Raw genomic sequence first — 24,226 nt, forward strand, 5'->3', positions numbered from 1 at the left:
ACTAGCGGGGAATGAATTTTGCCCGAACAGCTCTGATCGCCGTTAGCCTTGCCGTTACCGGTTTTGTCTCAACTTCCTCTGAACCTGCGCAGGCGCAACAAGCACGCGACGGAATCGCCTTCGATACTTATATTGAAAGGGTGAAGGCGCGCGCCCGGTCGGAGGGTGTAAGTGAAGCAACTATTCAGCGTATGACCGCTGGCCTAACTCCGAACCCGCGTGTCATCCGCCTTGATCAGAACCAGCCTGGCAGCGCTACATCGCGTGGGTATCCGCTGATGTCGCGATACATCAGTACGCATGTGAATTCGGCGCGCGTCAATGGTGGACGTAGAGAGCTCCGCAACAATTACAGCGCACTTCAAGCTGCTTCTCGAAAATATGGGGTTCCTGCGGAGATCATTGTTGCCATCTTTGGACACGAAACAGGTTATGGCGCGATCCGTGGCAACTTTGATCTGTCACGCAGCCTTGCCACGCTAGCTTGGGAAGGACGCCGCCGGACATTGTTCGAAGGCGAGCTGATCGCGCTTTTCAAGATCGCCGATCGCGGTTTCTCACGGAGCCAATTGGTGGGGAGCTACGCCGGGGCATTTGGTAACCCGCAATTCCTGCCCTCGGTCTATCTTCGACTAGCGGTCGATGGCGACGGTGATGGACGCGCCAATATCTTCACCAACCGCGCGGATACATATCACTCCATCGCCAACTATTTCAAAGATGCGGGTTGGCGGACTGGTCAGCCATGGGCGGTGCGCGCGTTCGTGCCCAATGGGTTTAATGTCGGTGCTCATAAGTCGAAGATCGACGCCAAGGTTTGCCCGCGCGTCCATGAGCGTCACAGCCAATGGAAGACGGTTTCCGAATGGCGTGCTTTGGGTGTCTCGCCGCAAGGGGCATTGCCTGATGATACACTCGTTTCGCTCTTTCAGCCTGACGGACCAGGTAAGCCGGCTTGGCTGCTCACAGGCAATTACCGAGCGATCCTCGAATACAATTGCTCAAACTATTACGCGATGAGCGTGGGCCTGATGGCTGACGAAATCGTGAAGTAACGCAGACGGACACCTCGCTTTGCGTCTGACTGGCGGCTATAACGTTCTCGTGTTCGCAAGTCTGTTTCCCAAAGTGCTCAAAGCCAGCCTTCTCGCGGTGCCAGTGGCATTGATGACGAGCGCAACCTCGGCATACTCGCCCAGCCTTGACGCCAGCCCGGCAGAAGACGCTCCGGTTGCTCTGCTCATGGATATGACCAGCGGACAGGTGCTGCATGCCAAGCACTCGTCGCGTCGCATCATCCCGGCCTCGATGACGAAAACAATGACGGCCTTCGTCGCGTTTGAGCTCATCAAGGAAGGCAAACTCAGCCTCGACCAAAAACTGTCGATGTCGAACGAGACATTCGAGAAATGGAACGGCGAAGGTTCGACCATGTGGCTCGACACCGAAGAGCCGACGTCAGTCGACGATTTGCTGCGAGGGATCATGTCCGTTTCCGCCAATGACGGCTCAATCGTTTTGGCAGAGGGAGCCGCAGGTTCGGTCGAAAAATGGACTGCGCTGATGAATGAGAAGGCGCGCGAGCTAAGAATGACGGGCAGCCATTTCGGCACTCCGAATGGCTTCCCGGACGAGGGATACACATTTACGACAGCGCAAGATCTTGTGAAACTGGCCAATGCTGTGATTACCCGGCACCCGAAGCTCTACGCCGAGTACTTCTCGATCCAAACGTTTGCATGGAACAATATCGAACAGTTCAACCGCAACCCTTTGCTGGGGCGCACAGAGGGGGCTGACGGTTTGAAGACAGGCTACACCCGAGAGGCAGGTTCGAGCCTTCTTGGGACAGCCAAGCGAGACGGGCAAAGGCTTGTTCTGGTTCTTGCCGGGTTCGACAAATCGTCCGATCGTGACCGCATAGCACGCGAATACATCGAATGGGGCTTTGCCAATTTTGACCGGAGACGGTTGTATCGCAAAGGTGACGAAGTCGGCAGTGCGCGCGTTCAGAGCGGTGATACCCGTTCCATTGCGCTGGTTACGGATAGAGACGTCTTCGCCAATGTTCCAATGAGCCGTTCTTCGGATTTGAGCGCGACCATCGAATATGATGGACCGGTCCGCGCTCCATTCAAGAAGGGGCAGCGAATTGCCACTTTGGTGGTTGATGTGCCGAATATGGAGCCAGCGCGCGTGCCCTTGCTTGCGGCAGAGGACGTGGGTGAGGCAGGGGCCTTCACAAGGCTATTGAATGGCATTGTGGGGTGGTTCTCATGACCCAGTCATCTGGCGGTGCTCGCTTCATCGCGTTTGAAGGAGGCGAGGGGACGGGCAAGTCGACACAGGCGCGTTTGCTCGTTGAGGCTCTTGAAAGCAGCGGCCAAAGCGCTGTTCTGACCCGTGAACCGGGAGGGACACCTGGAGCAGAAGCAATTCGCGAGTTGCTATTGCACCCACCTGGAAAGGGCTGGGATGCAGAGGCTGAAGCGCTTTTGTTCGCCGCCTCACGCTCCGATCATGTCGCAAAGCTAATCCGGCCTTCGCTTGCGAATGGCAGTTGGGTCGTTTGTGACCGCTTCGTCGATTCAAGCCGCGCCTATCAAGGCGGGGCAGGGGGCATGGGCGATGATGCCATCACAGCCCTCCATGCCTTCGGTAGCCGGGGATTGCGGCCAGACCTGACTATCCTCTTGGAAGTAGACGAAGCGACATTGGCGTCACGCCTTGCCGTACGCGATGGCGGTGAAAGCGACGCGATCGGAGGGCGAGGGCTCGACTATCACCGCGCGGTAGCGGCATCTTTTCGCCAATTGGCCGAGGCTGATCCAGATGGCTTCGTTGTGCTTAGCGGTAACGGCAGTCCAGAAGAGGTGCACGAACGTATTCTTGCGGCGCTGGACGATAGGCTCTCGGTGGGGTTGGGTCGGTCATGACGAACTGGCCCAATCATTCCGGTCCTTGGCGTGAATGGCGAGAAGCCCTGAGTGGCACGCGCATGCATCATGGGTGGTTGCTCGCGGGCAAGGGCGGCCTTGGCAAGCATGACTTTGCAATGGCGGCCGCGCGCGAGCTTGTCGCTGAAGATGGTGTTCCACAACCTGCGGGCGACCATCCCGATATTCTGCTGCTCACCAACCTTCCCAAGGATGACAAAGAGGAGAAGAAGCGGGAAGAAGGCAAACCCTATCAAACGAAGCGCAATATCTCCGTCGCGCAGATCAGGGCGATGCAAAGAAGGCTGACCACTCGGCCAACACTAGGCTCGCGCCGTGCGATACTCATCGACCCTGCTGATGATATGGAGACAAGTGCGTCCAACGCGCTGCTCAAGAGTCTGGAGGAGCCGCCGCAAGGCACGTTCTTCATTCTCGTTTCAAACCGCCCCTCGCGTTTGCTTCCGACAATTCGTTCGCGCTGCCGAATCTTGCGTTTTCCGGTCCTCAATCGGTCGCAAATGGAGGAAATGCTGACTGCGTCAGGGCAGGGGGGTGATCCGGCTGCAATCGACGCCGCGCTTCAGGCTTCGCGCGGATCCTTTGGCGCGGCGCTCGGCTTTATTGAGCAAGACCTCGGCCCAATCGCAGAATTGATCCAGCGGATTTTGCGCGAGGGGGATGAGGGTTTTGGCGCGCGCGGCATGCTAAGCCAAGTGATTGGACCTCGTGCTGACAGGCAACGTCTACAGGCTGTGCTGGAGCTTGCGCAATCGCAAGTGACGGATATGGCAAAGTCGGTTTCAGCACCCGGTCACCGCAGCCGGTTGATAGGGGCGCACGGCAAGCTTGTCGCACTTGCAGGACAGGCACCGACCTACAATTTTGATACTGGTCTGCTCACCCTTGAAATCGGCACCTTGCTTGTCGAGGCAAGCGCGGCTAGCGAACCGGCCCATGGCTGAGGCTGACAAAACCCCTTTCTACATCACGACGGCGATCAATTATCCCAATGGTCGACCGCATATCGGTCACGCTTATGAAGGCATTGCGACCGACGTCATGGCACGTTTCCAGCGGCTGATGGGGCGCGACGTGCGCTTTATCACCGGCACCGACGAGCATGGCCTGAAAATGGACCAGACGGCGCGCAAGCTGGGCCGCGAGACAATTGAATTGGCTGACGAAATGTCCGGCTATTTCAAGGAAATGTGCGCGACACTGAACATTAGCTACGATGAATTCGTGCGCACCACCGAGCCGCGCCACCATTCGGCCAGCATTGAGCTGTGGAACCGGATGAAGGCGAACGGTGACTTGTACCTTGACCGGTATGAAGGCTGGTATTCGGTCCGCGACGAGGCGTTTTACGACGAGAGTGAGCTCGAAGAAGGAGAGGGGGCGAGAAGCTTTCTCCACAGGGCACTCCCGTTGAATGGACTGCAGAAGAGACTTGGTTTTTCAAGCTCTCCAAGTACGAAGACAAGCTGCTCGCGCTATACCGCGACAATCCGGACTTCGTCCGTCCGGCGAGCCGCCGGAATGAAGTGCAGCGCTTTGTAGAGGGCGGTCTGAAGGACCTGAGTGTTTCGCGCACCAGCTTTGACTGGGGCGTTCCGGTGCCCGACAGCGAGGGGCACGTCATGTATGTCTGGGTCGACGCGCTCACGACCTATATGACCGGCGTTGCCTTCCCCGAAAGCGACGGCGAAATGTTCCAGAAATACTGGCCTGCCGACATCCACATGATCGGCAAGGACATTGTGCGCTTCCACGCCGTCTATTGGCCCGCATTTTTGATGAGTGCGGATCTGCCACTTCCCAAGCAGGTGTTCGGCCACGGCTTCCTGCTCGCACGCGGCGGGGAGAAAATGAGCAAGAGTGCCGGTAACGTTGTCGATCCGATGGAATTGGCCGATATGTTTGGCACCGATCAGCTGCGTTATTTCTTTATGCGCGAGATCGCCTTTGGTCAGGATGGCAGCTATTCTGCCGAAGCCATCGTTCAGCGCGCCAACGGAGAGTTGGGCAACGCGTTCGGCAACCTGGCGCAGCGCACACTTGGATTCATTGCCAAGAACCTTGGCGGTTCATTACCCGCAATCCACGGGCACACAGATGCGGACAATGCACTGTTCGAAGCGGTGGATCGCGCCGTCTCAAAAGAGATCCCAAAAGCTTTTGAGAGCCTCGCGCTGCAACAAGGTGTAGAAGCTTGGCTACAGGCTGCGTTCGCTTGTAACAGTTACATCGATGCCGAGGCGCCATGGGCACTGCGCAAGACCGATCCGGAGCGCATGGAAACTGTCCTTGCGACGCTGTACATCTGCATTGCGCAACTGGCTGTAGCAATTGAGCCGGTGATCCCCGGAAGCAGCCGGAAGCTGCTCGACCATATGGGTATTCCAGACGATTGCCGGAGTTATGCTGGCATTCGTGGCCACTGGTATTCGCCCTTGGCTGAAAGCGGGTTCGAAATTGAGCCCCCCAAACCGCTTTTCCCGCGTCTCGAATTGCCGGAAACATCCGAGGAAGCGTGATGCTGATCGATAGCCACTGTCACCTCGAGTACAAAGGTCTGATCGAAGATCAGGCTGGCGTCCTCTCACGAGCGCGTGAGGCAGGGGTGGGGGCCTTCCTCAATATCTCGACTAAGCAATCCGAGTGGGATCAGGTTGTCGGCACTGCAAACCGTGAAAGTGATGTGTTCGCCAGCGTCGGGATCCACCCGCACGAGGCTGACCAGCACGAGGACTTGGGGCGGGGCGTCTTACTCGCTGCGACTGAGAATGAGCGCGTCATCGCTATCGGAGAGACGGGCCTCGACTATTACTACGAGCATTCTGATCGCGAAACGCAGGCCAAGCTGTTCCGCATGCACATCGATGTAGCACGAGAAACAGGATTGCCGGTTATCATCCACACGCGCGATGCCGAGGATGATACGCATCAGATCTTGATTGAAGAGATGGAGAAGGGGAAATTCCCCGCTTTGATCCATTGCTTTACAGCAACACAGGATTTTGGCCGCAAGGTGCTTGATCTGGGGCTGACGATATCTCTTTCGGGCATTGTCACCTTCAAGAATGCGAAAGACCTGCAAGAAACGGCAAAGCAGGTGCCGGATGATCGGCTGCTGGTGGAAACCGACAGTCCGTTCCTTGCGCCTGTGCCGCACCGCGGGCGTCCGTGTGAACCAGCCTTCGTCGCCGACACCGCCCGGTTTGTGGCAGGGTTGCGCGAAACGGAAGCGGAGCGACTGGCCGACATAACCACCGATAACTTCAAGTCCTTATTCAGCAAGGCGGCGCTGTGAAGTTCATCATGCTTGGCTCGGGCACGTCGACAGGTGTCCCGCGCATTGGTGGAGACGATGGCACAGGTGACTGGGGTGACTGCGACCCAAATGAGCCACGCAATCGGCGCACGCGCGTATCGATTCTGGTCGAAAGCAACGAAGGCTCGCGACTGCTGATCGACACCTCCTCGGATTGTCGAGCCCAATTGCTGGCCAATCGGATCAACAAGATCGACGCAGTCTTTTGGACGCACGATCATGCTGATCACTGCCACGGGGTCGATGACCTGCGGGTGCTGAGATATGGGCGCGGTGGCCCCCTTCCTGGCTATGCCTCGGACGTGACGGTTCGGCGGCTGCGAGATCGTTTCAGCTATGTGTTTGCGGGCGAGTATGGCTATCCAACGATCATCAATCTCGAGAATTTAGACCGTTTGAAGATCATTGCCGGCTTCGGTGTCGAATGGTGTCAGATGGAACACGGGCCTGGAGAGACCACCGGATATCGGTTTGAGGCTGACGGCGCGTCGATTGCTTATGCCACCGATTACAGCGCGATCTCTGATGATATGATTGATCTTTTTGATGGCGTGGACATTCTCGTGAGTGATTGTCTTCGCCGCGAGCCACATCCGACGCACGCTCATCTCGAAATGGCGATTGAGTTGGCTAAGCGTTGTGGTGCCAAGCGACTTGTTCTTAGCCATCTTGATAAGAGCATGGATTACCAGACACTGGTTGACGAGGTGCCTGAGTTCGTCACTGTAGGTTATGACGGATTGGAGATGACAGCATGAGCGAATATGCGATTATTTCGATCGTTGCGATGGTCGGTTGGTTGTTCTTGGCGAGCAGCGCCTTTGCTTCGTTCAAACTTGGTTGGAGTAAGACAATCCAGTTGGCGCTAGTATGGTTAGCGATCTTCGTAGGAGGAACGCTGCTGGTTGGGGCGTTTGTTCAGTAAGTACATATGAGGGCGATGAATCCGGCCTTTGTTAATTTAACATAATATATATTATCAATCTCAAGGAGCGGTATGTCAGAGGGCGCCCCACTCACACAAATCGACCGTCTCCTAACCATCATGGCCCAGCTTCGGAACCCTGACGGCGGTTGTGACTGGGATCTGGCCCAGAACTTCTCGACAATCGCGCCGTACACGATCGAAGAAGCCTACGAAGTCGCAGACGCCATCGAACGCGGCGATATGGCAGATCTCAAAGACGAGCTAGGCGACTTGCTGCTTCAGGTCGTATTCCATGCCCGAATGGCAGAGGAAGCCGGTGATTTCGCCTTTGAAGACGTCGCCCGGTCGATCAGCGACAAGATGGAAGCCCGGCATCCACATATCTTCGGCGACGAAGACGGCACAATGGGTGAGAAACGCTGGGAAGATCTTAAGGAAGCCGAGCGGTCCGAAAAAGGTGCCAGCAGCGCTCTCGACGGTGTTGCGAAGGCTTTGCCAGCTTTGATGCGCGCGCAGAAGCTTCAAAAACGCGCCGCACGAACGGGATTTGACTGGCCCGATCCAAGTGGCTCTCAAGCGAAGATTGTCGAAGAAATTTCAGAGCTTAAGGCCGCCAGCTCGGATCAGCACAAAGTCGAAGAAGCAGGCGATCTCTTGTTCGCCGCAGTCAACTTCGTCCGCGCGCATGGGATAAGTGCGGAGGACGCGCTGAAAGCCGCCAATTCTAAGTTTGAACGTCGCTTTCTCGCCATGGAAAAACTGGCTGAAGGCAGTTTCCCTGACCTATCCCTCGACGAACAAGAAGCGCTCTGGGAGCAGGTTAAAAGTGCGGAATAATCTCACAATATCAAATCTATAGACTCTGATATTGACCGAATTCCTTAGGGTTGAGGCGTACGGTTAGGCGTCGCATCGGTCCTTCGTCCCCCTCCCCGGCATCTTCATCTGATAAGATATCACCGTGTGCATGTAGCCAGGCCATTCGGCGTCCATCGCTGACGGGTAACGTCACGCAGAGTTCCTGCGCCTTCTCGGTCAACAGTTCCGCGATCTTTGCAGCGAAGTCTTCAAGGCCAGCACCGGTCGCCGCCGAGATTAGCACAGCCCCCTGCCCCTCGCTTGCTTCGCTGAGTTCGGCTTGACGCTCCTCATCGAGAAGATCGACCTTGTTCCAAACCTCAAGGATTGGAATGTCCCCTTGCCCAGTTTCGGCGTCGACCACGTCGAGTTCGGCCAGAACTTCCATGACCTGCTTCTTCTGCGCGGCATGCGCTTGATTGGACATGTCTCTAACGTGGCAGATGATGTCAGCGCCGGTAACTTCCTCCAGCGTCGCACGGAATGCCGCCACCAACTGCGTCGGAAGGTCGGAGATGAAGCCCACCGTATCCGAAAGGATCGCTTTTTCGACGCCGGGCAAGCTGATTGCGCGCATGGTGGGATCAAGCGTGGCGAACAACAGATCTTCTGCCATCACGTCCGCGCCAGTCAACCGATTGAAAAGCGTTGATTTGCCGGCGTTCGTATAGCCAACCAGAGCAATAACCGGCCATGGCGCCCTGCCCCGGCGCTCGCGGTGCAACGCCCGCGTCTTGCGCACCTGTTCCAGTTCGCGGCGCAAGCGTGCCATGCGCTGGCGGATCATCCGGCGGTCAGATTCAATCTGCGTTTCACCCGGACCACCCAGGAAGCCGAAGCCGCCGCGCTGTCTTTCCAGGTGGGTCCAACTGCGCACCAGGCGGCTTTGCTGGTAATCTAGGTGTGCGAGTTCAACCTGCAATCGACCTTCGGCCGTAGCCGCGCGCTCGCCGAAGATTTCAAGGATTAGGCCAGTCCTGTCGATGACCTTGCGCTTGAGCTTGTCCTCGAGATTGCGCTGCTGGATCGGGGTCAGCGCGCCATCAACAATGACCAATTCGCACTCATGGAGCTCACACAGGATTGCAATGTTCTTGACCTGACCGGAGCCGAACAGCGTGTTTGGCTGCATCGCACGCACCGGCAATATCTCGCTGTGCGCAATCACAACCCCGATCGCCAGCGCGAGGCCCTGAGCCTCAGCCAAACGTTCATCGGCGTCCAGATCGTAGGAAAAGCTCCTTATGTCCGGGCACAGGATCAGGGCCCGCGCACCGCGGGTTACCTCATCCATCAAATCATCGTCGAAACTCAGTCTTCAGCCTCATCAAAGTCATCATCCGTCGTATCCGTCAGATCGACAGGACTGGATGGCTGGATCGTCGAAACGGCGTGTTTGTAGGCCAGTTGGACCGAGCCATCGCGTTCCAGCAGCATGCAGAACAGGTCATAGGCGGCAATCCGCCCCTGCAACATCACGCCATTTACCAGAAACATTGTCACCTCGACATGAGAGTCGCGGACCTTGTTCAGGAACACATCCTGCAAGAGCGGTTGTTTCGAGCTGCTCGAGCGGCTGTGAAACTGCTCAGTGTCAATCGACTGTCCCGGCATGATCGTAGAGATTGCATGCTTGTAGACCAGTTGAGACTGGCCATCGCGGCGCAGCAAGATCGAGAAATTGTCAAACCACGTGACAATCCCTTGAAGTTTAACGCCTTTCACCAGAAACATGGTGACCGGAGTCTTGTTCTTTCGCAGTAAATTCAGAAACGCGTCCTGAAGATTGCCCTGTGTGGGGCCATCTGATCCGCCACGAGATGGCGCGGAATTGGGACGTGGAGAGAGAGTTCGCCCACCCGACATGCCTGATGCTCCTGTTATTGGCGGTCGTTTTTACGATCCGCGTTATTGATGCCGACGACTGCCCACCACTCGCGACATCACAGAGCTATAATGGCGATTGTAACTTGTTCCGGCAATGCCTGAATTATGGTCAACCGTACAAATTAGGCATTTGATTGCCCCATTCTTGGAACAATTGATGGGCTTAACCGTCTTTTCTTGCGCTTTCGCGCCGTTCGGCCATGCCAAGAAGCTTTAGCTTCCGGTGCAAGGCAGAGCGTTCCATACCGATAAACGTCGCGGTCTTGGAGATATTGCCTGAGAAGCGCCGGATCTGGATCGTTAGGTACTCGCGTTCAAAGCTTTCGCGGGCTTCGCGCAGTGGCACACCCATCATCGCTGACAGACCTTGTCCCGATGCAGCGAGCCGCCCGCCGGTGATCTCGCTCGGCAGCATATCAGGTTCGACAACCTGCAGGCGCTCGCGCGGCGTCATTATGATGGTGCGCTCAACCACATTGCGCAGTTGGCGGACGTTGCCGGGCCAATCATAGGATTGGAGCGCAGCCATGGCTTCTTCAGAGATTTCCGGTTGAGGAATGCCCTGATCAGTCGAGTAACGCGTGAAGAAATGCTCCGCGAGTGCGGGAATGTCATCGCGCCTTTCCGCCAGCGATGGGAGCGCCACGGGAACCACATTCAGGCGATAGAACAGGTCCTCACGGAACCGCTTTTCTTCCATTTCGACCGCAAGATCACGGGTCGTGGAAGAGACGACGCGTACATCCACGCCGATTTGGCGAGTGCCCCCCACCCTGACGAAGCTTTGATCAGTCAGGACACGCAGGATGCGTGCTTGAGTTGAGAGCGGCATGTCTGCCACTTCATCCAAGTACAACGTGCCTCCATCGGCCATTTCCAGAAGGCCGGGACGCACTTGCTTGCCGTCGGCTTCTTCACCGAACAATTCCTGTTCAAACCGCTCTGGCGTGATGCGCGCCGAATTGACTAGCACGAATGCTTTGTCAGCACGCCCACTCCATGAGTGCAAAAGGCGGGCGGCGACTTCTTTACCGGCACCGGCCGGACCGGAAATCAGAACACGACTGCCTGTGTTGGCGACACGTTTCAGAGTCGCGCGAACAGCGTTGATCGCGGTTGAGTTGCCAGTGAATTCTGCGCTGCCCCAGTTGCCTTCGCGCAGCCGCGTGTTCTCCCGGCGCAGACGCTCAGTCTCCGTTGCGCGCTCGACCAAGAGCAGCAAACGTTCAGCTTCGAAGGGCTTCTCAATGAAGTCCATTGCCCCGCGTCCTACGGCGGCGACTGCGGTGTCGATATTGCCGTGACCGGAAAAGATGATGACGGGCAGATCGGGTTCACGCGCCTTGATCGCATCGAGCAGCTCAAGCCCATCCATGTCGCTGCCGTGAAGCCACACATCGAGCAATACGAGGCTCGGTCGGCGTTCATCGATCGCAGCCAACGCGCCCGTGCTGTCGGCGGCGGTACGGCATTCATAGCCCTCATCACCGAGCACGCCGGACACAAGGTCACGGATGTCGCGTTCATCATCTACGATCAGGATTTCGAGCGCCATGAGCGGCTCCTTGATTGGTATTCGTGGGGGTTACTCTGGATAATCATTATGACGGTTCACCGTCGGTAACCTGCGGGTCACGGGCAAAGCGCAAGACGACTTTTGAACCGCCCTGCTCCCCGTTGGCGAAGGTCATGTCGCCACCGTGTTCGTCGATGATCTTGTTGACGATTGCGAGGCCAAGGCCGGTGCCCTTCTCGCGGGTCGTGACATAGGGCTCGGTCAGTCGCTCGCGTTCCAGTTGCAGGCCGATGCCATTGTCTTCGACCGCAATCATCAGGAATTCATCATTGCCCGAAATGTGCGTTTTAATCTGACCCGCATATTCTCCGGCGGCTTCGCTGACGCGCATCTCGATGGCCTCCACGGCGTTTTTTAGCACGTTGGTCATCGCTTGCCCCAGTTGGTGCCGGTCGCAATGGATGATGCGATCTTCCAGCCCCTCGCTGACGACGGAAAAAGCGACGCCCGGATGAGACACTTCCTGCAGGAACACGGCCTGACGGACGAGGTCTACCGCATCCTCACCGCGGAACACCGGCTTTGGCAGCCGCGCAAATGAAGAGAACTCATCGACCATTTTGCGCAAATCGCCCACCTGACGCACAATGGTGCTGGTGAGCTCGTCGAACAGCTCGCCGTCTTCCTCGATGTTCTTGCGATAGCGGCGACGCAGGCGCTCGGTCGCGAGCTGGATCGGAGTGAGCGGGTTCTTGATCTCATGCGCAATGCGGCGCGCGACATCGGACCAAGCGGCCTGACGTTGATCGAGCAGTTGGCGGGTGATGTCTTCAAAGGTGATGACATAGCCATTGCTGCCAGGCGCAACCATCACCGCAAGCGTGAAAAGCTCGGAGCCTTTGGCGTGGCTGACCACTGCGCGTTCCTTGCCCTCGGTCACCATTTGGCAAATCTCGGGCGAGAGCTCATCGAGCGAAAGTCCGATCAGATCACCGGACCCATTTGCCTCTGGGTCTTCATCGGTAAGCAGCGCCTGCGCTGAGCCATTCATCAGCGTCACGCGGCTGTTTTTGTCGACCGAGATTACTCCCGCCGTTACGGAATCGAGCACGGCCTCCATAAAGGCACGACGATCATCAAGCTGGCGGTTGGCCCGAACCAGATCGTCTGTCTGCTTTTCCAGCTGCGCGGTCATACGGTTGAACGCTCGGTTGAGAAGCCCGATTTCATCCGCACCTGTGCGCCCATCCACGCGCAAAGAGAAGTTGCCCTGCCCCACTTTGCGGGCGGCCCCGACGAGATCGGTCAAAGGCTCAACCTGTCTGTCGGCAAAGCGCAACGCAAACCAGATCGCTACACCGACCAGGGCCAAACTGACCAAAACGAGCGCAATGTTGAAACGCAGCTGCAGCGTGCGAGCATCTTTGGTCAGTGAATCGTAGGACGATACAATCGCCTGCGCGCGCGACCACGAATTGAACATGTTCTCTTCGGTATTGCGCGCGTTGTAGAGATAAATACCGCTTTCGGCGTCGATCGGTGCAAGCGCTGAAATGCGCTCCGGAGAAGCGCCGACCACTACCAGATCGCCTGCGTCAAGTTTCGCCACGCTTTCCGTGCTGAATTCGAGAGGATCGTTCCCTTCAACGAGGTCTAGCGCGATCGCTACACGCAGACTGCCATCGTCCATCCGCTGGACAATCGCGCTTTCGGACACTTCGCGCGCTTCCATTTGATAGGCATAGACAACCTGAAAATCGTTCTCAGCCACTGACATTGTGCCAAGATAAAATCGCAGGTCGCCCGCCATTACGACGGTGTTTTGCTCTACGTCGCGTTGGTTGGCGTCATAGTAGTTTTGGGCCAGCTCATTGGCGTTTTCGAGCAACCCCCGGGAATCATCGGAAAACCAGAAGTCAACGCCTGATTGGAACAGGAACGCGGCGAAACCAGCCACGAGCAACGTCGGAATTGCAGCAATCACCGAGAAGAAAAACACCAGCCTGACGTGGAGTCTAGCAGTGCTGCCCGCAGCCCGACGGAGCGCTAGTCTGCGCCCGATCAGGACCAGCAATGCCATTGCCGGCACCAGCGTAGCCATCAGAAGCAACGACACTTCGAGCGTAGGAAGAACATCGCTTCCGTCCGATTCACGGCTAAACGCAAAGTAGGTCGCAACGATGGCTGCAACCACTGCAATCAGACACAGGATTTCGAGCCAGATGTAGATGTTCACCCGGCGCGCAGCGACCACCGCTTGCCTCCACCAGCGCGGGGAATGCCGAGGTGATGCTTGATCAGCCGAGGGGGAAGTGACTTCCATCGTTGCTATATTACAACTCGCATGTTGCAATTATGCAAGTCGAAACTGGAGTAGTCACCCGTTCGTTTTGATTAGAATTCTCTGGCGAAGCGATCCGGTTCAAGTCCCAACTCGCCGATGCGCTTGCGTAACGTATTGCGATTAATACCCAAAAGGTGCGCAGCGCGAAGCTGGTTGCCGCCGGTCTGACCCAAGGCATATTCGATCAGAGGTTTTTCAAATGCCGCCAAAGCAGCGTGATATACAGTGCCGCTTTGCGGCGCATTGGCGGCAAGCCAGTGTTGAAGCGCGCCTTCAATTCCGCGACCCCCGCTTTCATCGTCGTTGGCGGCAACCTCTTCGCCAATGATATCCAAAAGGCTCACGGCGTTGATCACATCTTCACGCGCCATAAGGGCCAGGCGATAGATCACGTTCTTCAGTTCACGGACATTTCCGCGCCACAACCGTTTTTCAAGCGTTGCAAGTGCGTCGGGCGCGAGCGAGCGCCTCGGCAGTCCATCTTCGGCCGCTTGAGCCAAGAAGTGTCTTGAAAGCACCTCAATATCCTCGCGCCGCTCCCGCAGTGGAGGTAGCTCAACCGGAACGACATTAAGCCGGTAGTACAAGTCTTCGCGGAATGTCCCTTCCGCAATCATGGGTTCCAGATCTCGGTTGGTCGCCGCCACGATCCGCGCATTCACCGCGATTTCCTGGCGACCACCCACACGTCTAATTCTGCCCGACTGCAGGGCCCGCAACAGACGCGTTTGCGCTTCGGCGGGCATATCGCCGATCTCGTCCAGAAACAGCGTGCCACCATTGGCTTGCTCGAATTTGCCGATGGATTGAGCGATGGCTCCGGTGAAAGCGCCCTTTTCGTGGCCGAACAACTCGCTTTCAATCAAATCAGCGGGGATCGCGGCAGTGTTTACTGCGACAAAGGGGCCTGTCTTGCGGCTGCCTAGCTGGTGGATAGCTTCAGCGACAAGCTCTTTGCCCGTTCCGCTCTCACCCGTAATCAGGACCGTCAGATCATTGCGCAACACGCGCGTGATCATTCGGTACACCCCCTGCATCGCAGGACTTCGCCCAACCAGCGGCATACCGCTGTCACCCGAGCTTTCTGCGTCGAACTGTCCCGATTTCTGCTCGTTGCGGCCAGAGGCTTGGATAACGGCTTGGATCAGCTCATCGAGATCAAATGGCTTTGGAAAGTATTCGAACGCATCACTGTCGCTGGCGCGAACGGCCGTATCGAGCGTGTTCTGAGCCGAAAGTACGATGATTGGCAGATCGGCAGAAGCCTTCCTGACTTCTTTCAGCGTGGCGATGCCATCGCCGTCTTCCAGCACCACATCAGTCAGCATGACATCATATGATGCCAGTCCAAGCATTGCGTCGCGCGCGGCCACGCTGGTGCAATGGTCCGTTTCAAAGCCCTCATCCTCAAGGGCCGCCATAATAACCGTGGCGATCGCTTGATCGTCTTCTACCAGCAGGACCTTACCGCTCATGATTTGGCCTTCCCGTCATCGAGGGGCAGATGCAGTCTGAAATGGGTCAGGCCGAGCTTTGAATCTCGCTCATGGCTAACACTGCCATTCATATCGCGCACCAGCTTTCGCACCAATGCCAAGCCCAGACCTTGGCCCGACGACTTTGATGTCACGAAGGGTTCGAATACTTGATTGCGGATGGATGGATCAATTCCCGGGCCATTGTCCGAAACTGTAATTTCAACCGGCAAGCGGACTGTTCGGCCCAGCCTGATGGCGCTGAAGGTTAGACCGCTGACAAAGCGGGTTTGCACTGTGACTTCGGGCTTCGAGCTGGTGGCAGCCGCATCGCGGGCGTTGGATATTAGGTTTATCAGCACCTGTTCCAGGGCATCTCTGCTCGCGAGCACTGGCGGGAGAGAGGGATCGAATTCTTCCCGCATGGTGATGCCGTCCGTGCCTGCCGCTCTGACAGTGGCAATCGCTGACCGGATGGCTTCGTGCGGATTGCACGCGGAGACTGGCTCGCTCGCTTTGCTGCCGAGCTGCTGCATTCGATCAATCAGGCGGGCAATGCGATCGACTTCATCCGTGATCATTCTCGCCAGCTTCTTGTCTTTCAGCGGTAGCTTCCGTGCGGCCAGTTGCCCGGCCCCGCGAATTGCCGCGAGAGGGTTCTTGATCTCGTGGGCGAGGATCGAAGGCGCGCCGATAGAGCTGGCCACATGGCCCTCGTTCGCGTTGTCCTCGTGCGAGATCTCCGACAGCGTGACAGCCCTCCAGCCAGGATGGCCGCTGATCGGGGAAACCGTCATATTCATGCGAGTTTCCACACCCGCTGCGATAATCACGATGTCTCGCGCCACCAAGGCTGCGTCGGCATCTGTCAAACGCGCTGCAACACGGGGTTCGATGGCGCCCAGTATGCCAATCAGGCAATGGCCTTCTAGCCGCCTTGCGCTGATACCCAGCAGGTTTTCTGTCGCGTGGTTTGCCTCACGAATGATGCCTTCGCCATCGATCAAGAGCATGGCGAAAACCAAGCTTCCGATTTGAGCAGCAGCGCTGGGTCCGTCGCTCATTTCTGCCTGTGCATTTGGAGTGGCAGCCTGCGTCGTGTCGTCATCAGTCGAGACGTGCACGTCAAGCAGCCCGACGCCTTAGGAATGGCTCGTAGAAGCGTTCAATCTCGCCCAAGACCTGATCGGGATCGTCGATAAAGTTGGCCTTGTTCCGGAAATCGGCGGAGCCGTGCATTCCCTTAGTATACCACCCTAGATGCTTGCGGGCGATCTTGGTGCCAACATTCGCCCCGTAGTGATCAAGCATGCGGTTATAGTGTTCGACCAGCGTTTCGTACTGCTCGTCGAAATCGGGTGTCGGGATGGCTTCACCTGTGCGCCACCAATGCATCACCTGCCCCAGCAGCCACGGTTTACCGTAAGCGCCGCGCCCGATCATCAAGCCGTCTGCGCCAGATTGTTCCAGAGCTTGGGATGCGTCTTCGATGGTGCAGATATCGCCATTGACGATCACGGGGATGTTCACCGCTTCCTTCACCTTGCGGATGAAGGACCAATCAGCACTGCCCTTGTACATCTGGTTACGCGTACGGCCGTGGACGGTGATCATTTTCACACCCAGATCCTCGGCAATGCGCGCCATTTCGGGCGCATTGAGGCTCTGGTGGTCCCAGCCCATTCGCATCTTCACCGTCACAGGCACATCGACCGCTTTCACGGTGGCTTCCATCAGCTTTGTCGCTAAAGGCACTTCGCGCATCAAAGCCGAGCCAGCGAGTTGGCCCACGACCTTGCGAACCGGACAACCAAAATTGATGTCGATGATCGCTGCGCCATTGCCTTCTTGAAGCTTGGCAGCTTCGCCCATGCTTTCCGGGTCACAGCCGACCAGCTGCATCGAAACCGGCTCTTCGGTCTTGTCCCATTCCGCCTTCTGCACAGACTGGCGCGTTTCGCGGATGGCCGCCTCGCTGGCGATCATTTCGGTGACGTTGAGGCCCGAGCCATAGCGGCGAACAAGCGTACGGAACGGCATGTCTGTCACCCCGGTCATCGGAGCGAGGATGACCGGATCATCGATGGTCACAGGACCAATCTGGATCGGCTTCAGAGCCGGAGGAGCGGGAAGTGTCGTCATGTTTGCGTGATGCTGCCTAAATATTGGGCAGCGCATAGTGGATTGCACAAAATCCGTCCAGACCTTAAGCGCAGCGCCAGATTATGGCCGCCCCTGCTCCTCTTCCCCCGTATGAAGCGATTGTCGTGGCGGCAGGAAAAGGCCTGCGTGCGGGCGGAGAAACTCCAAAGCAATTCAAGGAGTGGCGTGGCAAGCCACTAGTAAGACATTCAGTCGAGACGCTTTTGGCAACTGGTGCGAATGAAGTCGTCGTTGCCATCCCCGAAGGTGGATTAGAGCTCGCGCGGGAGGCTCTCGCGGGGCTTGATGTTACCTATGTAACTGGCGGTGCTACTCGGCAGGCATCGGTGCGAAACGCGCTCGAAGCACTCTCTCCAGGTATGCAAGGACGCGTTCTTATTCATGACGCCGCCCGCCCTCACCTTCCGCGGGAAGTGATTGCACGGTTGCTCGAAGCATTGGACCGCAACGCTATTGGCGCCATCCCTGTTTTGCCGGTGGTCGACAGCATGGTGTTCGCCAAGGGTAGTGCGATAGGCAGCAGCCCGGACCGCGATCAATTGCGCCGTGTGCAGACCCCTCAAGCATTCTGGTTTGATGATATATATCTTGCGCACCGTGAATGGCAGGGCGAACCTGTCGCTGGAGACGACGCTCAGGTCCTGGTGAAACACGGGCTTACCGTTGAGTTGGTCCAAGGCGACGAACACCTCAAGAAAATCACTTTTGCGGAGGACTTTGTGGACGATATCTCTCCCCTGCCCGCATTCCGCGTCGGCCAAGGCTATGACGTACACCGCTTGGCCGAGGGCGAAGAGCTGTGGCTGTGCGGTGTGAAGCTAGAGCACACACACGGATTGGCCGGCCACTCCGATGCCGATGTAGCGTTGCATGCGATCACTGACGCGATCCTTGGCGCGGTTGGCGATGGTGACATCGGCACACATTTCCCACCGAGCGATCCGCAATGGGCGGGCGCGCGTTCTGGCCAGTTCCTTGAGCATGCTGTCAAGCTGGTTCGCGAGGCCGGATACGCCCTCGGCAACGTTGATCTCACCATAGTTTGCGAGGCCCCCAAGATTGGCCCTCACCGCCCGGCAATGCGCGCCGAAGTTGCGCGTTTGACCGGACTTGCTGAGAATACCGTCAGCATTAAAGCCACCACCACCGAAAAACTCGGCTTCACGGGTCGTGGTGAAGGCATCGCTGCTCAGGCTATAGTCAGCCTTTCTCGTTCATAGACCACGGCGAACAAGGAGACTCCGACGTATGAAATCCTCTCTTTTCGCCGCTGGCGCTGCCATGGTCGCACTTACGACTGCACAGGCAGCGCAAGCTCAGCAAACTTGTTACGCGCCTGATGATCTGTCCGACACGGCGATCTATATGATGCCGATCGCTTATGACGCAGCAAGAGATGCGTGCGCGAAGCGTCTAAAATCAAATGGATTTATGGCGACCAATGGCGACAAATTCATCGCCCCATTCCGCGCTAAGCAGGCAAAGGCTTGGCCGGGCGCCTTCCGCGTTATGAAGAAGCAGATTGAAGGGCGCAGTTTCTCGGGCATGAAGGGCTCAGACCTTGTGAACCTGCTAGAAAGTGCACCTGCCTCGACCGTGCGCCCTATGGCGGACGCGATGTTGGGTCAGACCGTCGCTAAAGAGATCAAGCCATCGCAATGCAACCGTATCGAACGGGGTATGAAGCTTCTCAGCCCCCTTCCCCCTGAAAATGTGGCGCAGCTGTTCCCATTCGTTGCTGACATCGCCAATTTCACCAATTTCAAAGTCTGCACCTCTTCAAAGAAATAATCGACGCATGAGCCAATATCTCCTCCCCAAGGATATCACCGATCTCGCCGAGCGGGTGATTGCAGAGAACGCCTCAGCAGGGCGCAAGGTTGTGCTCGCAGAAAGCTGCACGGGCGGATTGGTGGCTGGTGCCCTCACCGAGATCGCTGGCTCCTCATCGGTGCTGGACCGCGGCTTCGTGACTTATTCGAATGAAGCAAAGATGGAGTCGCTCGGCGTTCCTTCAGATATCATCGAGACATTCGGCGCGGTTTCTATCGCCTGTGTCTGGGCCATGGCTCAGGGTGCGCTCAAGAATTCCAATGCGGATGTTGCCGTTGCGGTCAGCGGCGTTGCCGGCCCCGGCGGTGGGACGCAGCTGAAACCCGTTGGCACTGTCGTTTTCGCCCGCGCCTATCGCAATCAGACGGGTGAACCAGAGGGCGAGCTGAAGAAGTTTGACGGCGGCGAAGGCCCCGATGGTCGCGCCAAAATCCGCCATCAGGCGACAATCTGTGCGTTAGAATTGCTGCTGCCCGAGGGTCAGCCGTAAAGATCAAAGGCGCGCATCTCGAACGCCTGCACCATCTTACGGAAAGCTCGGTCAAAATACTGACCCGCAATCCTCTCAAACACTTTGTTCTTGAACGTAAAATCGACCAGAAAGTCGATTTCGCATGTCGTGTCGTCGATCGCGCGGAAGGTCCACACATTGTCGAGGTCGCTCAAAGGCCCGTCAACGTAATGCACCGCGATTTCATTGGGCCGGTCCTTGGCCACACGCGAGGTGAATCGCTCGCGAATAGCTTTGAAACCCACCACCATGTCCGCGACCATTTCTGTTTCTGAATTGGACCGCACGCGTGTGGCAACCACCCAGGGCAAAAACTCGCCATAGCGGCCGACATCAGCCACAAGATCGAACATCTGCTCGGCGCTGTAAGGGAGCCGACGGGTTTCACGAATTCCGGGCATCAGACCGTCAAGCGGTCCTTCTTGCGCAGTTTTTCTTCACGCGCTGCCTTCATCACGGCGAAGTCATCTCCCGCATGATAGCTTGAGCGGGTCAGCGGGCTGGACGCGACTTGCAGGAAGCCCTTGGCGCGCGCGATGGAGCCAAATGCGTCGAACGCTTTGGGCGTCACAAACTCCTCCACTTTCGCGTGCTTTGGCGTTGGCTGAAGGTATTGGCCCATTGTGATGAAATCGACTTCGGCGCTCCGCATGTCGTCCATCACCTGATGCACCTCAAGACGCTGCTCGCCCAGCCCGAGCATGATGCCCGACTTGGTGAAGATCAGTGGGTTGTGCGCCTTCACCTCTTCCAGCAGTCGCAGCGAAGCGTAGTAGCGCGCACCGGGGCGGATCGTTGGGTACAGGCGCGGCACGGTCTCAAGGTTGTGGTTGTAAACATCTGGACCCGCCTCGCAGATCATCTCGACCGCTTGGCGCATCTTGCCGCGGAAATCGGGCGTAAGGATCTCGATCGTCGTGTCCGGCGTGTTGCGACGCAGCGCCTCAATCACCTTTACAAACTGCCCTGCCCCGCCATCGGGCAGATCATCCCGGTCGACACTGGTGATGACAATGTGCTCGAGGCCCATCTTTGCCGCGGCAATCGCGGTATTTTCTGGCTCCATCGGGTCAACCGCGCGCGGCATACCTGTTTTGACGTTACAGAACGCACAGGCGCGCGTGCAGACATCGCCAAGGATCATCACTGTCGCGTGCTTCTTTGACCAGCATTCACCGATATTCGGGCAAGCCGCCTCTTCACACACCGTGTTAAGGTTGAGATCGCGCATCAGTTTGCGCGTCTCATTGTACTCCTTACTCACCGGTGCTCGGACACGGATCCAATCCGGCTTGCGCTGGCGCGGCGGGCGGGAATCATCCTTTTCAGGCTGAGGGGTGTTGGCGAGGTCGTTCATGAGGGCGGATTTAGTCATTGCTCTTGCCACTGGCAATGCCTCGCGGCATGGAGCGCGCATGACTGACAATCAAACTCCCCCGCTTGATGGACTTCTCACTGGCTATCACCGATTCCGCGACAATGACTGGGCCGATGATCGCGCCCGTTGGGCTGAGCTGGCTGAAGGCCAATCCCCACAGACGATGGTCATTTCCTGCTCAGACAGCCGCGTTGATCCTTCGCAAATCTTTGACGTGGCGCCGGGCGAAATCTTTGTCGTAAGAAACGTCGCGGCTTTGGTGCCACCATATGAAACCACGCCGGGTCAGCATGGCGTTTCAGCTGCTCTCGAATTTGCAGTGCAAGTGCTGAAAGTGCGCGAAGTGCTGGTTATGGGACATGGGCTTTGCGGTGGCTGTAAGGCGGCACTTACCCGTGCGATGGACAATGCTGACTTCGGCGAAGGTGCGTTCGTTCGGCACTGGATATCTCTGCTTGATGACGCGCAGGTCCAAGTGGCTGGCGAGCATGGCACCGAAAGCCCTGACGCTGAAAGGCAAATGGAATTTGCTGCGGTGAAGGTAAGTCTCGCAAACCTAATGACTTTTCCATTTGTGCGTAAAAAGGTCGAAAGTGGTGATTTAACGCTGCGCGGCACGCATTTCTCGATCGCCGAAGGTCGGCTATACCTGCTTGACAAGGCAAGCGGCGAATTCTCAGTCGTGGAATAAGAACTTGTCGCCTGTTTCTCTCACGACCATGTAGACACTCATGGCTGAAACTGAACTGAAGAACATCGCCTTGTTGATCGATGCCGACAACACGACCCCGGAAGGCATCGACCCGGTTTTGACTGTTATGGCCGAGCTGGGGCAAGTGAACATTCGGCGGGCTTACGGCAATTTTGCGAAAGATAATCTTTCGCGCTGGGCCACGATCACGACGAAATTCGGCATTCGACCACAGCAGCAATTTGACGTTTCCAAAGGAAAGAACGCCACTGATATGGCGATGACGATCGATGCGATCGACCTGCTGTATCAGGGCAAAGTCGATGGGTTTGGCATCATGACCTCGGACAGCGATTTTACCCCGCTTATCACCCGCCTGCGTCAGGACGGTATTTTGGTCTATGGTTTTGGCGAGGCGAAGACACCGCAAGCTTTCAAGTCGGTCTGCACGCGTTTTATCGATATCAAGAAATTGATTGCGACAAATGCCAAGGATGTGAATTCGGCTGAACCCAAAGAGAAATCAGATGCCTCACAAGATGGTGTTGATGAGGACCTGATGGACTTGATCACCGCCGCTTACTCTGAAGCCAAGAGCGACGGAGGCTGGGCACGGTTGAGCCAAGTGGGCCAGATTGCGGGCAACCGGTCTAGCTTTGATGTACGCAACTATGGATTCAAGAGCCTGAAAGAGATGTTCGAAAGCCTCGGCAATTTCGTGGTTGAGTCACGTGATGATGGCGCCTTTTGGGTCAAACGTCAGCGCTAAAAAAGGGGCGCCGGATCGCTCCGACGCCCCTGTCATTCAAGTTGGATAGCTATCAACCGCCAGTGACTTGATCGTCGGCGTAAGCGGTCCAAAGGCCAGCGATCGACTTACGAACACCGGTTACCTTCGCCAGCGTCGCTTTTGCTTCGTCGATTTTGCCAAGTTCGATCTGGGCCATGCCCAATCGGGTCAGAGCGACTTGTGTTTCCACGCCCGGCATGTTGAGCGCTTTCGCAAAGAAGCGCTCTGCCTTGGCGAACTCGCTATAGCTGTAGAACGTGTCGCCGGCGGCCATTACGATCTTGGTGTCAGTCGTGGTGCCATCGGCTTCTGCTTCAAGCTCTGGCAACTCGGTGCGATCAGTTGGAATACGCTGCTTCGCTACCGCCAACTGATCGACGAGATAGATGTCGTCGCGAGCAGCTGTGTCTACGGCAAAGAACGCCTCAATCACGTTCTGAACTTCCAGCGGAAGACGACGCGCGTCAGCAGATTCAACGTAGTATGTCACCGCATCACGCTCGTCGAGAACGCCCACGCGTTTTGCGAGGCGCAGAACATCCAGCATTTCGGGGCTTTCGAACTCGTTGAGGTTGCGGGTGATGTTCACCGCATCGCGCCAGTTCTTATCCGACGGGAACTTGCCAACCCAAAGCGCTGCCCAGTCATATGTCTCCGGGAGAACTTCGTTGTTGTACGCAATGCCAAGACCGCGGCGATACCATGCTTCATCCACGGTCTCACCTTGCTGGATCTTGATATCGATTGCCTGACGCAGCGCCACAAGTCCCTCGCGGAACTGGTTCTGCGAGAAATATGTTTCAGCAAGAGTTGCGCGCAAATCATTGGGTGTGTTGCCGGCGGGAGCAAAACCCAGATCGATTGCGGTCCGCAAATAAGACTGAGCCTTGCCCCAGTCATTCAAGTTCGATGCGAGCTGGTACGCGATAAAGTTGAACTGTCCGGCTTCCGTCTCGGAGGCCATGCCACTGCCAAGCACAAGCTCAATGCCTTGGAATTGCATCGCTGCGTTGTTCGATTTCGAACCGGCTTCAAAGATAGCACGGCCAGCGGAGTTCTTTTCACTCGGTGTCGAAGCCACCGCCACAAGCGCGTCAACCTTTGGCCCAAGCGCGGCGGTATCGACGGTGATGCCCTGGAGCAGGCCAGCCACCTCGTTGTAAGCCGCCGTGAACTGCTTCGAGTGCTTGCCCTTCTTCGAGCTTTTCTTCTTCTTTTCGCCTTTAGGGGCACGCTGCGCATGCGCTTCAGCCGGAAGCACGCTGGTGGCAGCCATTGCGCCGGTTGCCAAAGCGATGCCCATCGCCATGCCGGATGCACGTTTGCGCATGTTGAACATTTTCATCGAATACCTCCTGAGGTGTATCTGGCGGAGCAAGGGGGTGCGCTCCGCAAAAACTGCTTCTGCCGCGCCCTTTGAACAAACCGCGCCAGATTTGCAATTGTAAGTAGATGAAACGGGCTGAACCGCCTTTGAATGGAATGTAAATCCGCGTAACATTTTTGCGCACTTACGCATTTTTTGGGTTGTTGTTTGGAGGTGTGGAAAACGCCGACTTTTCCCGCGCAAGATAACCCC

At 56.9% G+C, this 24,226-nt stretch carries 23 protein-coding genes and 1 pseudogene; 14 read left to right on the forward strand and 10 right to left on the reverse strand.

What is annotated here, in order from left to right; translation table 11 throughout:
- The first annotated feature begins 11 nt into the window (after positions 1-11).
- From AC0V6K_RS14220 to mazG, 9 genes and pseudogenes are all read left to right on the forward strand, one after another.
- Positions 12-1,055 carry a lytic murein transglycosylase gene (locus AC0V6K_RS14220; RefSeq protein WP_472623351.1) on the forward strand — a complete coding sequence of 348 codons (1,044 nt, stop codon included), beginning with the start codon at positions 12-14 and terminating at the stop codon, positions 1,053-1,055.
- A 19-nt stretch (positions 1,056-1,074) separates the two neighbouring features.
- Complete coding sequence (locus AC0V6K_RS14225; protein WP_472623353.1) at positions 1,075-2,280, forward strand: D-alanyl-D-alanine carboxypeptidase family protein; 1,206 nt, start codon at positions 1,075-1,077, stop codon at positions 2,278-2,280.
- A complete protein-coding gene (gene tmk, locus AC0V6K_RS14230; RefSeq protein ID WP_472623355.1) occupies positions 2,277-2,936 on the forward strand; it encodes a dTMP kinase in 660 nt (219 codons plus the stop codon). Before AC0V6K_RS14225 ends, tmk begins: the two co-directional genes overlap by 4 nt.
- Positions 2,933-3,901 carry a DNA polymerase III subunit delta' gene (locus AC0V6K_RS14235; protein WP_472623357.1) on the forward strand — a complete coding sequence of 323 codons (969 nt, stop codon included), beginning with the start codon at positions 2,933-2,935 and terminating at the stop codon, positions 3,899-3,901. The genes tmk and AC0V6K_RS14235 overlap by 4 nt, the downstream gene beginning before the upstream one ends.
- Positions 3,894-5,476: pseudogene (gene metG, locus AC0V6K_RS14240) on the forward strand (methionine--tRNA ligase). The gene AC0V6K_RS14235 and the pseudogene metG overlap by 8 nt, the downstream one beginning before the upstream one ends.
- Complete coding sequence (locus tag AC0V6K_RS14245; protein ID WP_472623359.1) at positions 5,476-6,252, forward strand: TatD family hydrolase; 777 nt, start codon at positions 5,476-5,478, stop codon at positions 6,250-6,252. Before metG ends, AC0V6K_RS14245 begins: the two are co-directional and overlap by 1 nt.
- Positions 6,249-7,031 carry an MBL fold metallo-hydrolase gene (locus AC0V6K_RS14250; protein ID WP_472623361.1) on the forward strand — a complete coding sequence of 261 codons (783 nt, stop codon included), beginning with the start codon at positions 6,249-6,251 and terminating at the stop codon, positions 7,029-7,031. The genes AC0V6K_RS14245 and AC0V6K_RS14250 overlap by 4 nt, the downstream gene beginning before the upstream one ends.
- A complete protein-coding gene (locus AC0V6K_RS14255; protein ID WP_472623363.1) occupies positions 7,028-7,198 on the forward strand; it encodes a hypothetical protein in 171 nt (56 codons plus the stop codon). The genes AC0V6K_RS14250 and AC0V6K_RS14255 overlap by 4 nt, the downstream gene beginning before the upstream one ends.
- A gap of 72 nt (positions 7,199-7,270) precedes the next feature.
- Entirely contained in the window at positions 7,271-8,038 is a 768-nt protein-coding gene (gene mazG, locus AC0V6K_RS14260) for a nucleoside triphosphate pyrophosphohydrolase (RefSeq protein ID WP_486172678.1), read from the forward strand.
- 16 nt (positions 8,039-8,054) lie between these two features.
- Here the strand turns inward: mazG and hflX are convergent, their stop codons facing one another.
- The 7 genes from hflX to dusB all read right to left on the reverse strand — a co-directional run bounded on the left by hflX (position 8,055) and on the right by dusB (position 17,423).
- On the reverse strand, positions 8,055-9,353 hold the full coding sequence (gene hflX, locus AC0V6K_RS14265; protein WP_472623367.1) for a GTPase HflX: 1,299 nt from the start codon (positions 9,351-9,353) through the stop codon (positions 8,055-8,057).
- Positions 9,354-9,370: 17 nt separating this feature from the next.
- Entirely contained in the window at positions 9,371-9,925 is a 555-nt protein-coding gene (gene hfq, locus AC0V6K_RS14270) for an RNA chaperone Hfq (protein ID WP_472623369.1), read from the reverse strand.
- 184 nt (positions 9,926-10,109) lie between these two features.
- Entirely contained in the window at positions 10,110-11,501 is a 1,392-nt protein-coding gene (ntrX, locus tag AC0V6K_RS14275; protein ID WP_472623371.1) for a nitrogen assimilation response regulator NtrX, read from the reverse strand.
- 46 nt (positions 11,502-11,547) lie between these two features.
- Complete coding sequence (locus AC0V6K_RS14280) at positions 11,548-13,785, reverse strand: sensor histidine kinase (protein WP_472623373.1); 2,238 nt, start codon at positions 13,783-13,785, stop codon at positions 11,548-11,550.
- 71 nt (positions 13,786-13,856) lie between these two features.
- Positions 13,857-15,281 carry a sigma 54-interacting transcriptional regulator gene (locus AC0V6K_RS14285; protein WP_472623375.1) on the reverse strand — a complete coding sequence of 475 codons (1,425 nt, stop codon included), beginning with the start codon at positions 15,279-15,281 and terminating at the stop codon, positions 13,857-13,859.
- The gene (locus tag AC0V6K_RS14290; protein ID WP_486172679.1) at positions 15,278-16,405 is read right to left on the reverse strand and encodes a two-component system sensor histidine kinase NtrB; all 1,128 of its coding nucleotides are present in this window, start codon (positions 16,403-16,405) and stop codon (positions 15,278-15,280) included. Before AC0V6K_RS14290 ends, AC0V6K_RS14285 begins: the two co-directional genes overlap by 4 nt.
- 1 nt (position 16,406) lies before the next feature.
- The gene (dusB, locus tag AC0V6K_RS14295) at positions 16,407-17,423 is read right to left on the reverse strand and encodes a tRNA dihydrouridine synthase DusB (protein WP_472623379.1); all 1,017 of its coding nucleotides are present in this window, start codon (positions 17,421-17,423) and stop codon (positions 16,407-16,409) included.
- Between the two features lie 83 nt (positions 17,424-17,506).
- Here dusB and AC0V6K_RS14300 point away from each other — a divergent pair, with 83 nt between their 5' ends.
- Genes AC0V6K_RS14300 through AC0V6K_RS14310 form a run of 3 tightly spaced genes read left to right on the forward strand, consistent with a single transcriptional unit; the run spans position 17,507 to position 19,767 of the window.
- Complete coding sequence (locus AC0V6K_RS14300; RefSeq protein ID WP_472623381.1) at positions 17,507-18,664, forward strand: bifunctional 2-C-methyl-D-erythritol 4-phosphate cytidylyltransferase/2-C-methyl-D-erythritol 2,4-cyclodiphosphate synthase; 1,158 nt, start codon at positions 17,507-17,509, stop codon at positions 18,662-18,664.
- Between the two features lie 28 nt (positions 18,665-18,692).
- Entirely contained in the window at positions 18,693-19,235 is a 543-nt protein-coding gene (locus AC0V6K_RS14305) for a hypothetical protein (RefSeq protein ID WP_472623383.1), read from the forward strand.
- 7 nt (positions 19,236-19,242) lie between these two features.
- On the forward strand, positions 19,243-19,767 hold the full coding sequence (locus AC0V6K_RS14310) for a CinA family protein (RefSeq protein WP_472623385.1): 525 nt from the start codon (positions 19,243-19,245) through the stop codon (positions 19,765-19,767).
- Here AC0V6K_RS14310 and AC0V6K_RS14315 read toward each other — a convergent pair.
- Positions 19,758-20,189: a type II toxin-antitoxin system RatA family toxin gene (locus tag AC0V6K_RS14315; protein ID WP_472623387.1), complete on the reverse strand. Its 432-nt coding sequence runs from the start codon at positions 20,187-20,189 to the stop codon at positions 19,758-19,760. The genes AC0V6K_RS14310 and AC0V6K_RS14315 overlap by 10 nt on opposite strands.
- A complete protein-coding gene (gene lipA, locus AC0V6K_RS14320; protein ID WP_472626163.1) occupies positions 20,189-21,145 on the reverse strand; it encodes a lipoyl synthase in 957 nt (318 codons plus the stop codon). The genes AC0V6K_RS14315 and lipA overlap by 1 nt, the downstream gene beginning before the upstream one ends.
- A gap of 58 nt (positions 21,146-21,203) precedes the next feature.
- On the opposite strand from lipA, the gene AC0V6K_RS14325 reads away from it, so the two are divergent.
- Both AC0V6K_RS14325 and AC0V6K_RS14330 read left to right on the forward strand, forming a co-directional pair.
- The gene (locus AC0V6K_RS14325; protein WP_472623389.1) at positions 21,204-21,857 is read left to right on the forward strand and encodes a carbonic anhydrase; all 654 of its coding nucleotides are present in this window, start codon (positions 21,204-21,206) and stop codon (positions 21,855-21,857) included.
- Between the two features lie 40 nt (positions 21,858-21,897).
- Positions 21,898-22,626 (forward strand): NYN domain-containing protein, encoded by a 729-nt coding sequence (locus tag AC0V6K_RS14330; RefSeq protein WP_472623391.1) that lies wholly within the window; start codon positions 21,898-21,900, stop codon positions 22,624-22,626.
- 52 nt (positions 22,627-22,678) lie between these two features.
- Here AC0V6K_RS14330 and AC0V6K_RS14335 read toward each other — a convergent pair whose 3' ends face one another.
- A complete protein-coding gene (locus AC0V6K_RS14335; protein WP_472623393.1) occupies positions 22,679-23,992 on the reverse strand; it encodes a tol-pal system YbgF family protein in 1,314 nt (437 codons plus the stop codon).
- Positions 23,993-24,226: the final 234 nt, after the last annotated feature.

It is taken from the genome of Erythrobacter sp. S43, from assembly GCF_057364955.1.

Bases quoted from the DNA above. Each gene is read 5' to 3' on its own strand.
- AC0V6K_RS14220 (WP_472623351.1), top strand. From the start codon at position 12: ATGAATTTTGCCCGAACAGCTCTGATCGCCGTTAGCCTTGCCGTTACC.
- tmk (WP_472623355.1), top strand. From the start codon at position 2,277: ATGACCCAGTCATCTGGCGGTGCTCGCTTCATCGCGTTTGAAGGAGGC.
- AC0V6K_RS14235 (WP_472623357.1), top strand. From the start codon at position 2,933: ATGACGAACTGGCCCAATCATTCCGGTCCTTGGCGTGAATGGCGAGAA.
- AC0V6K_RS14245 (WP_472623359.1), top strand. From the start codon at position 5,476: ATGCTGATCGATAGCCACTGTCACCTCGAGTACAAAGGTCTGATCGAA.
- AC0V6K_RS14255 (WP_472623363.1), top strand. From the start codon at position 7,028: ATGAGCGAATATGCGATTATTTCGATCGTTGCGATGGTCGGTTGGTTG.
- mazG (WP_486172678.1), top strand. From the start codon at position 7,271: ATGTCAGAGGGCGCCCCACTCACACAAATCGACCGTCTCCTAACCATC.
- hflX (WP_472623367.1), bottom strand. From the start codon at position 9,353: ATGGATGAGGTAACCCGCGGTGCGCGGGCCCTGATCCTGTGCCCGGAC.
- hfq (WP_472623369.1), bottom strand. From the start codon at position 9,925: ATGTCGGGTGGGCGAACTCTCTCTCCACGTCCCAATTCCGCGCCATCT.
- ntrX (WP_472623371.1), bottom strand. From the start codon at position 11,501: ATGGCGCTCGAAATCCTGATCGTAGATGATGAACGCGACATCCGTGAC.
- AC0V6K_RS14280 (WP_472623373.1), bottom strand. From the start codon at position 13,785: ATGGAAGTCACTTCCCCCTCGGCTGATCAAGCATCACCTCGGCATTCC.
- AC0V6K_RS14285 (WP_472623375.1), bottom strand. From the start codon at position 15,281: ATGAGCGGTAAGGTCCTGCTGGTAGAAGACGATCAAGCGATCGCCACG.
- dusB (WP_472623379.1), bottom strand. From the start codon at position 17,423: ATGACGACACTTCCCGCTCCTCCGGCTCTGAAGCCGATCCAGATTGGT.
- AC0V6K_RS14300 (WP_472623381.1), top strand. From the start codon at position 17,507: ATGGCCGCCCCTGCTCCTCTTCCCCCGTATGAAGCGATTGTCGTGGCG.
- AC0V6K_RS14305 (WP_472623383.1), top strand. From the start codon at position 18,693: ATGAAATCCTCTCTTTTCGCCGCTGGCGCTGCCATGGTCGCACTTACG.
- AC0V6K_RS14310 (WP_472623385.1), top strand. From the start codon at position 19,243: ATGAGCCAATATCTCCTCCCCAAGGATATCACCGATCTCGCCGAGCGG.
- AC0V6K_RS14315 (WP_472623387.1), bottom strand. From the start codon at position 20,189: ATGCCCGGAATTCGTGAAACCCGTCGGCTCCCTTACAGCGCCGAGCAG.
- lipA (WP_472626163.1), bottom strand. From the start codon at position 21,145: ATGAACGACCTCGCCAACACCCCTCAGCCTGAAAAGGATGATTCCCGC.
- AC0V6K_RS14325 (WP_472623389.1), top strand. From the start codon at position 21,204: ATGACTGACAATCAAACTCCCCCGCTTGATGGACTTCTCACTGGCTAT.
- AC0V6K_RS14330 (WP_472623391.1), top strand. From the start codon at position 21,898: ATGGCTGAAACTGAACTGAAGAACATCGCCTTGTTGATCGATGCCGAC.
- AC0V6K_RS14335 (WP_472623393.1), bottom strand. From the start codon at position 23,992: ATGAAAATGTTCAACATGCGCAAACGTGCATCCGGCATGGCGATGGGC.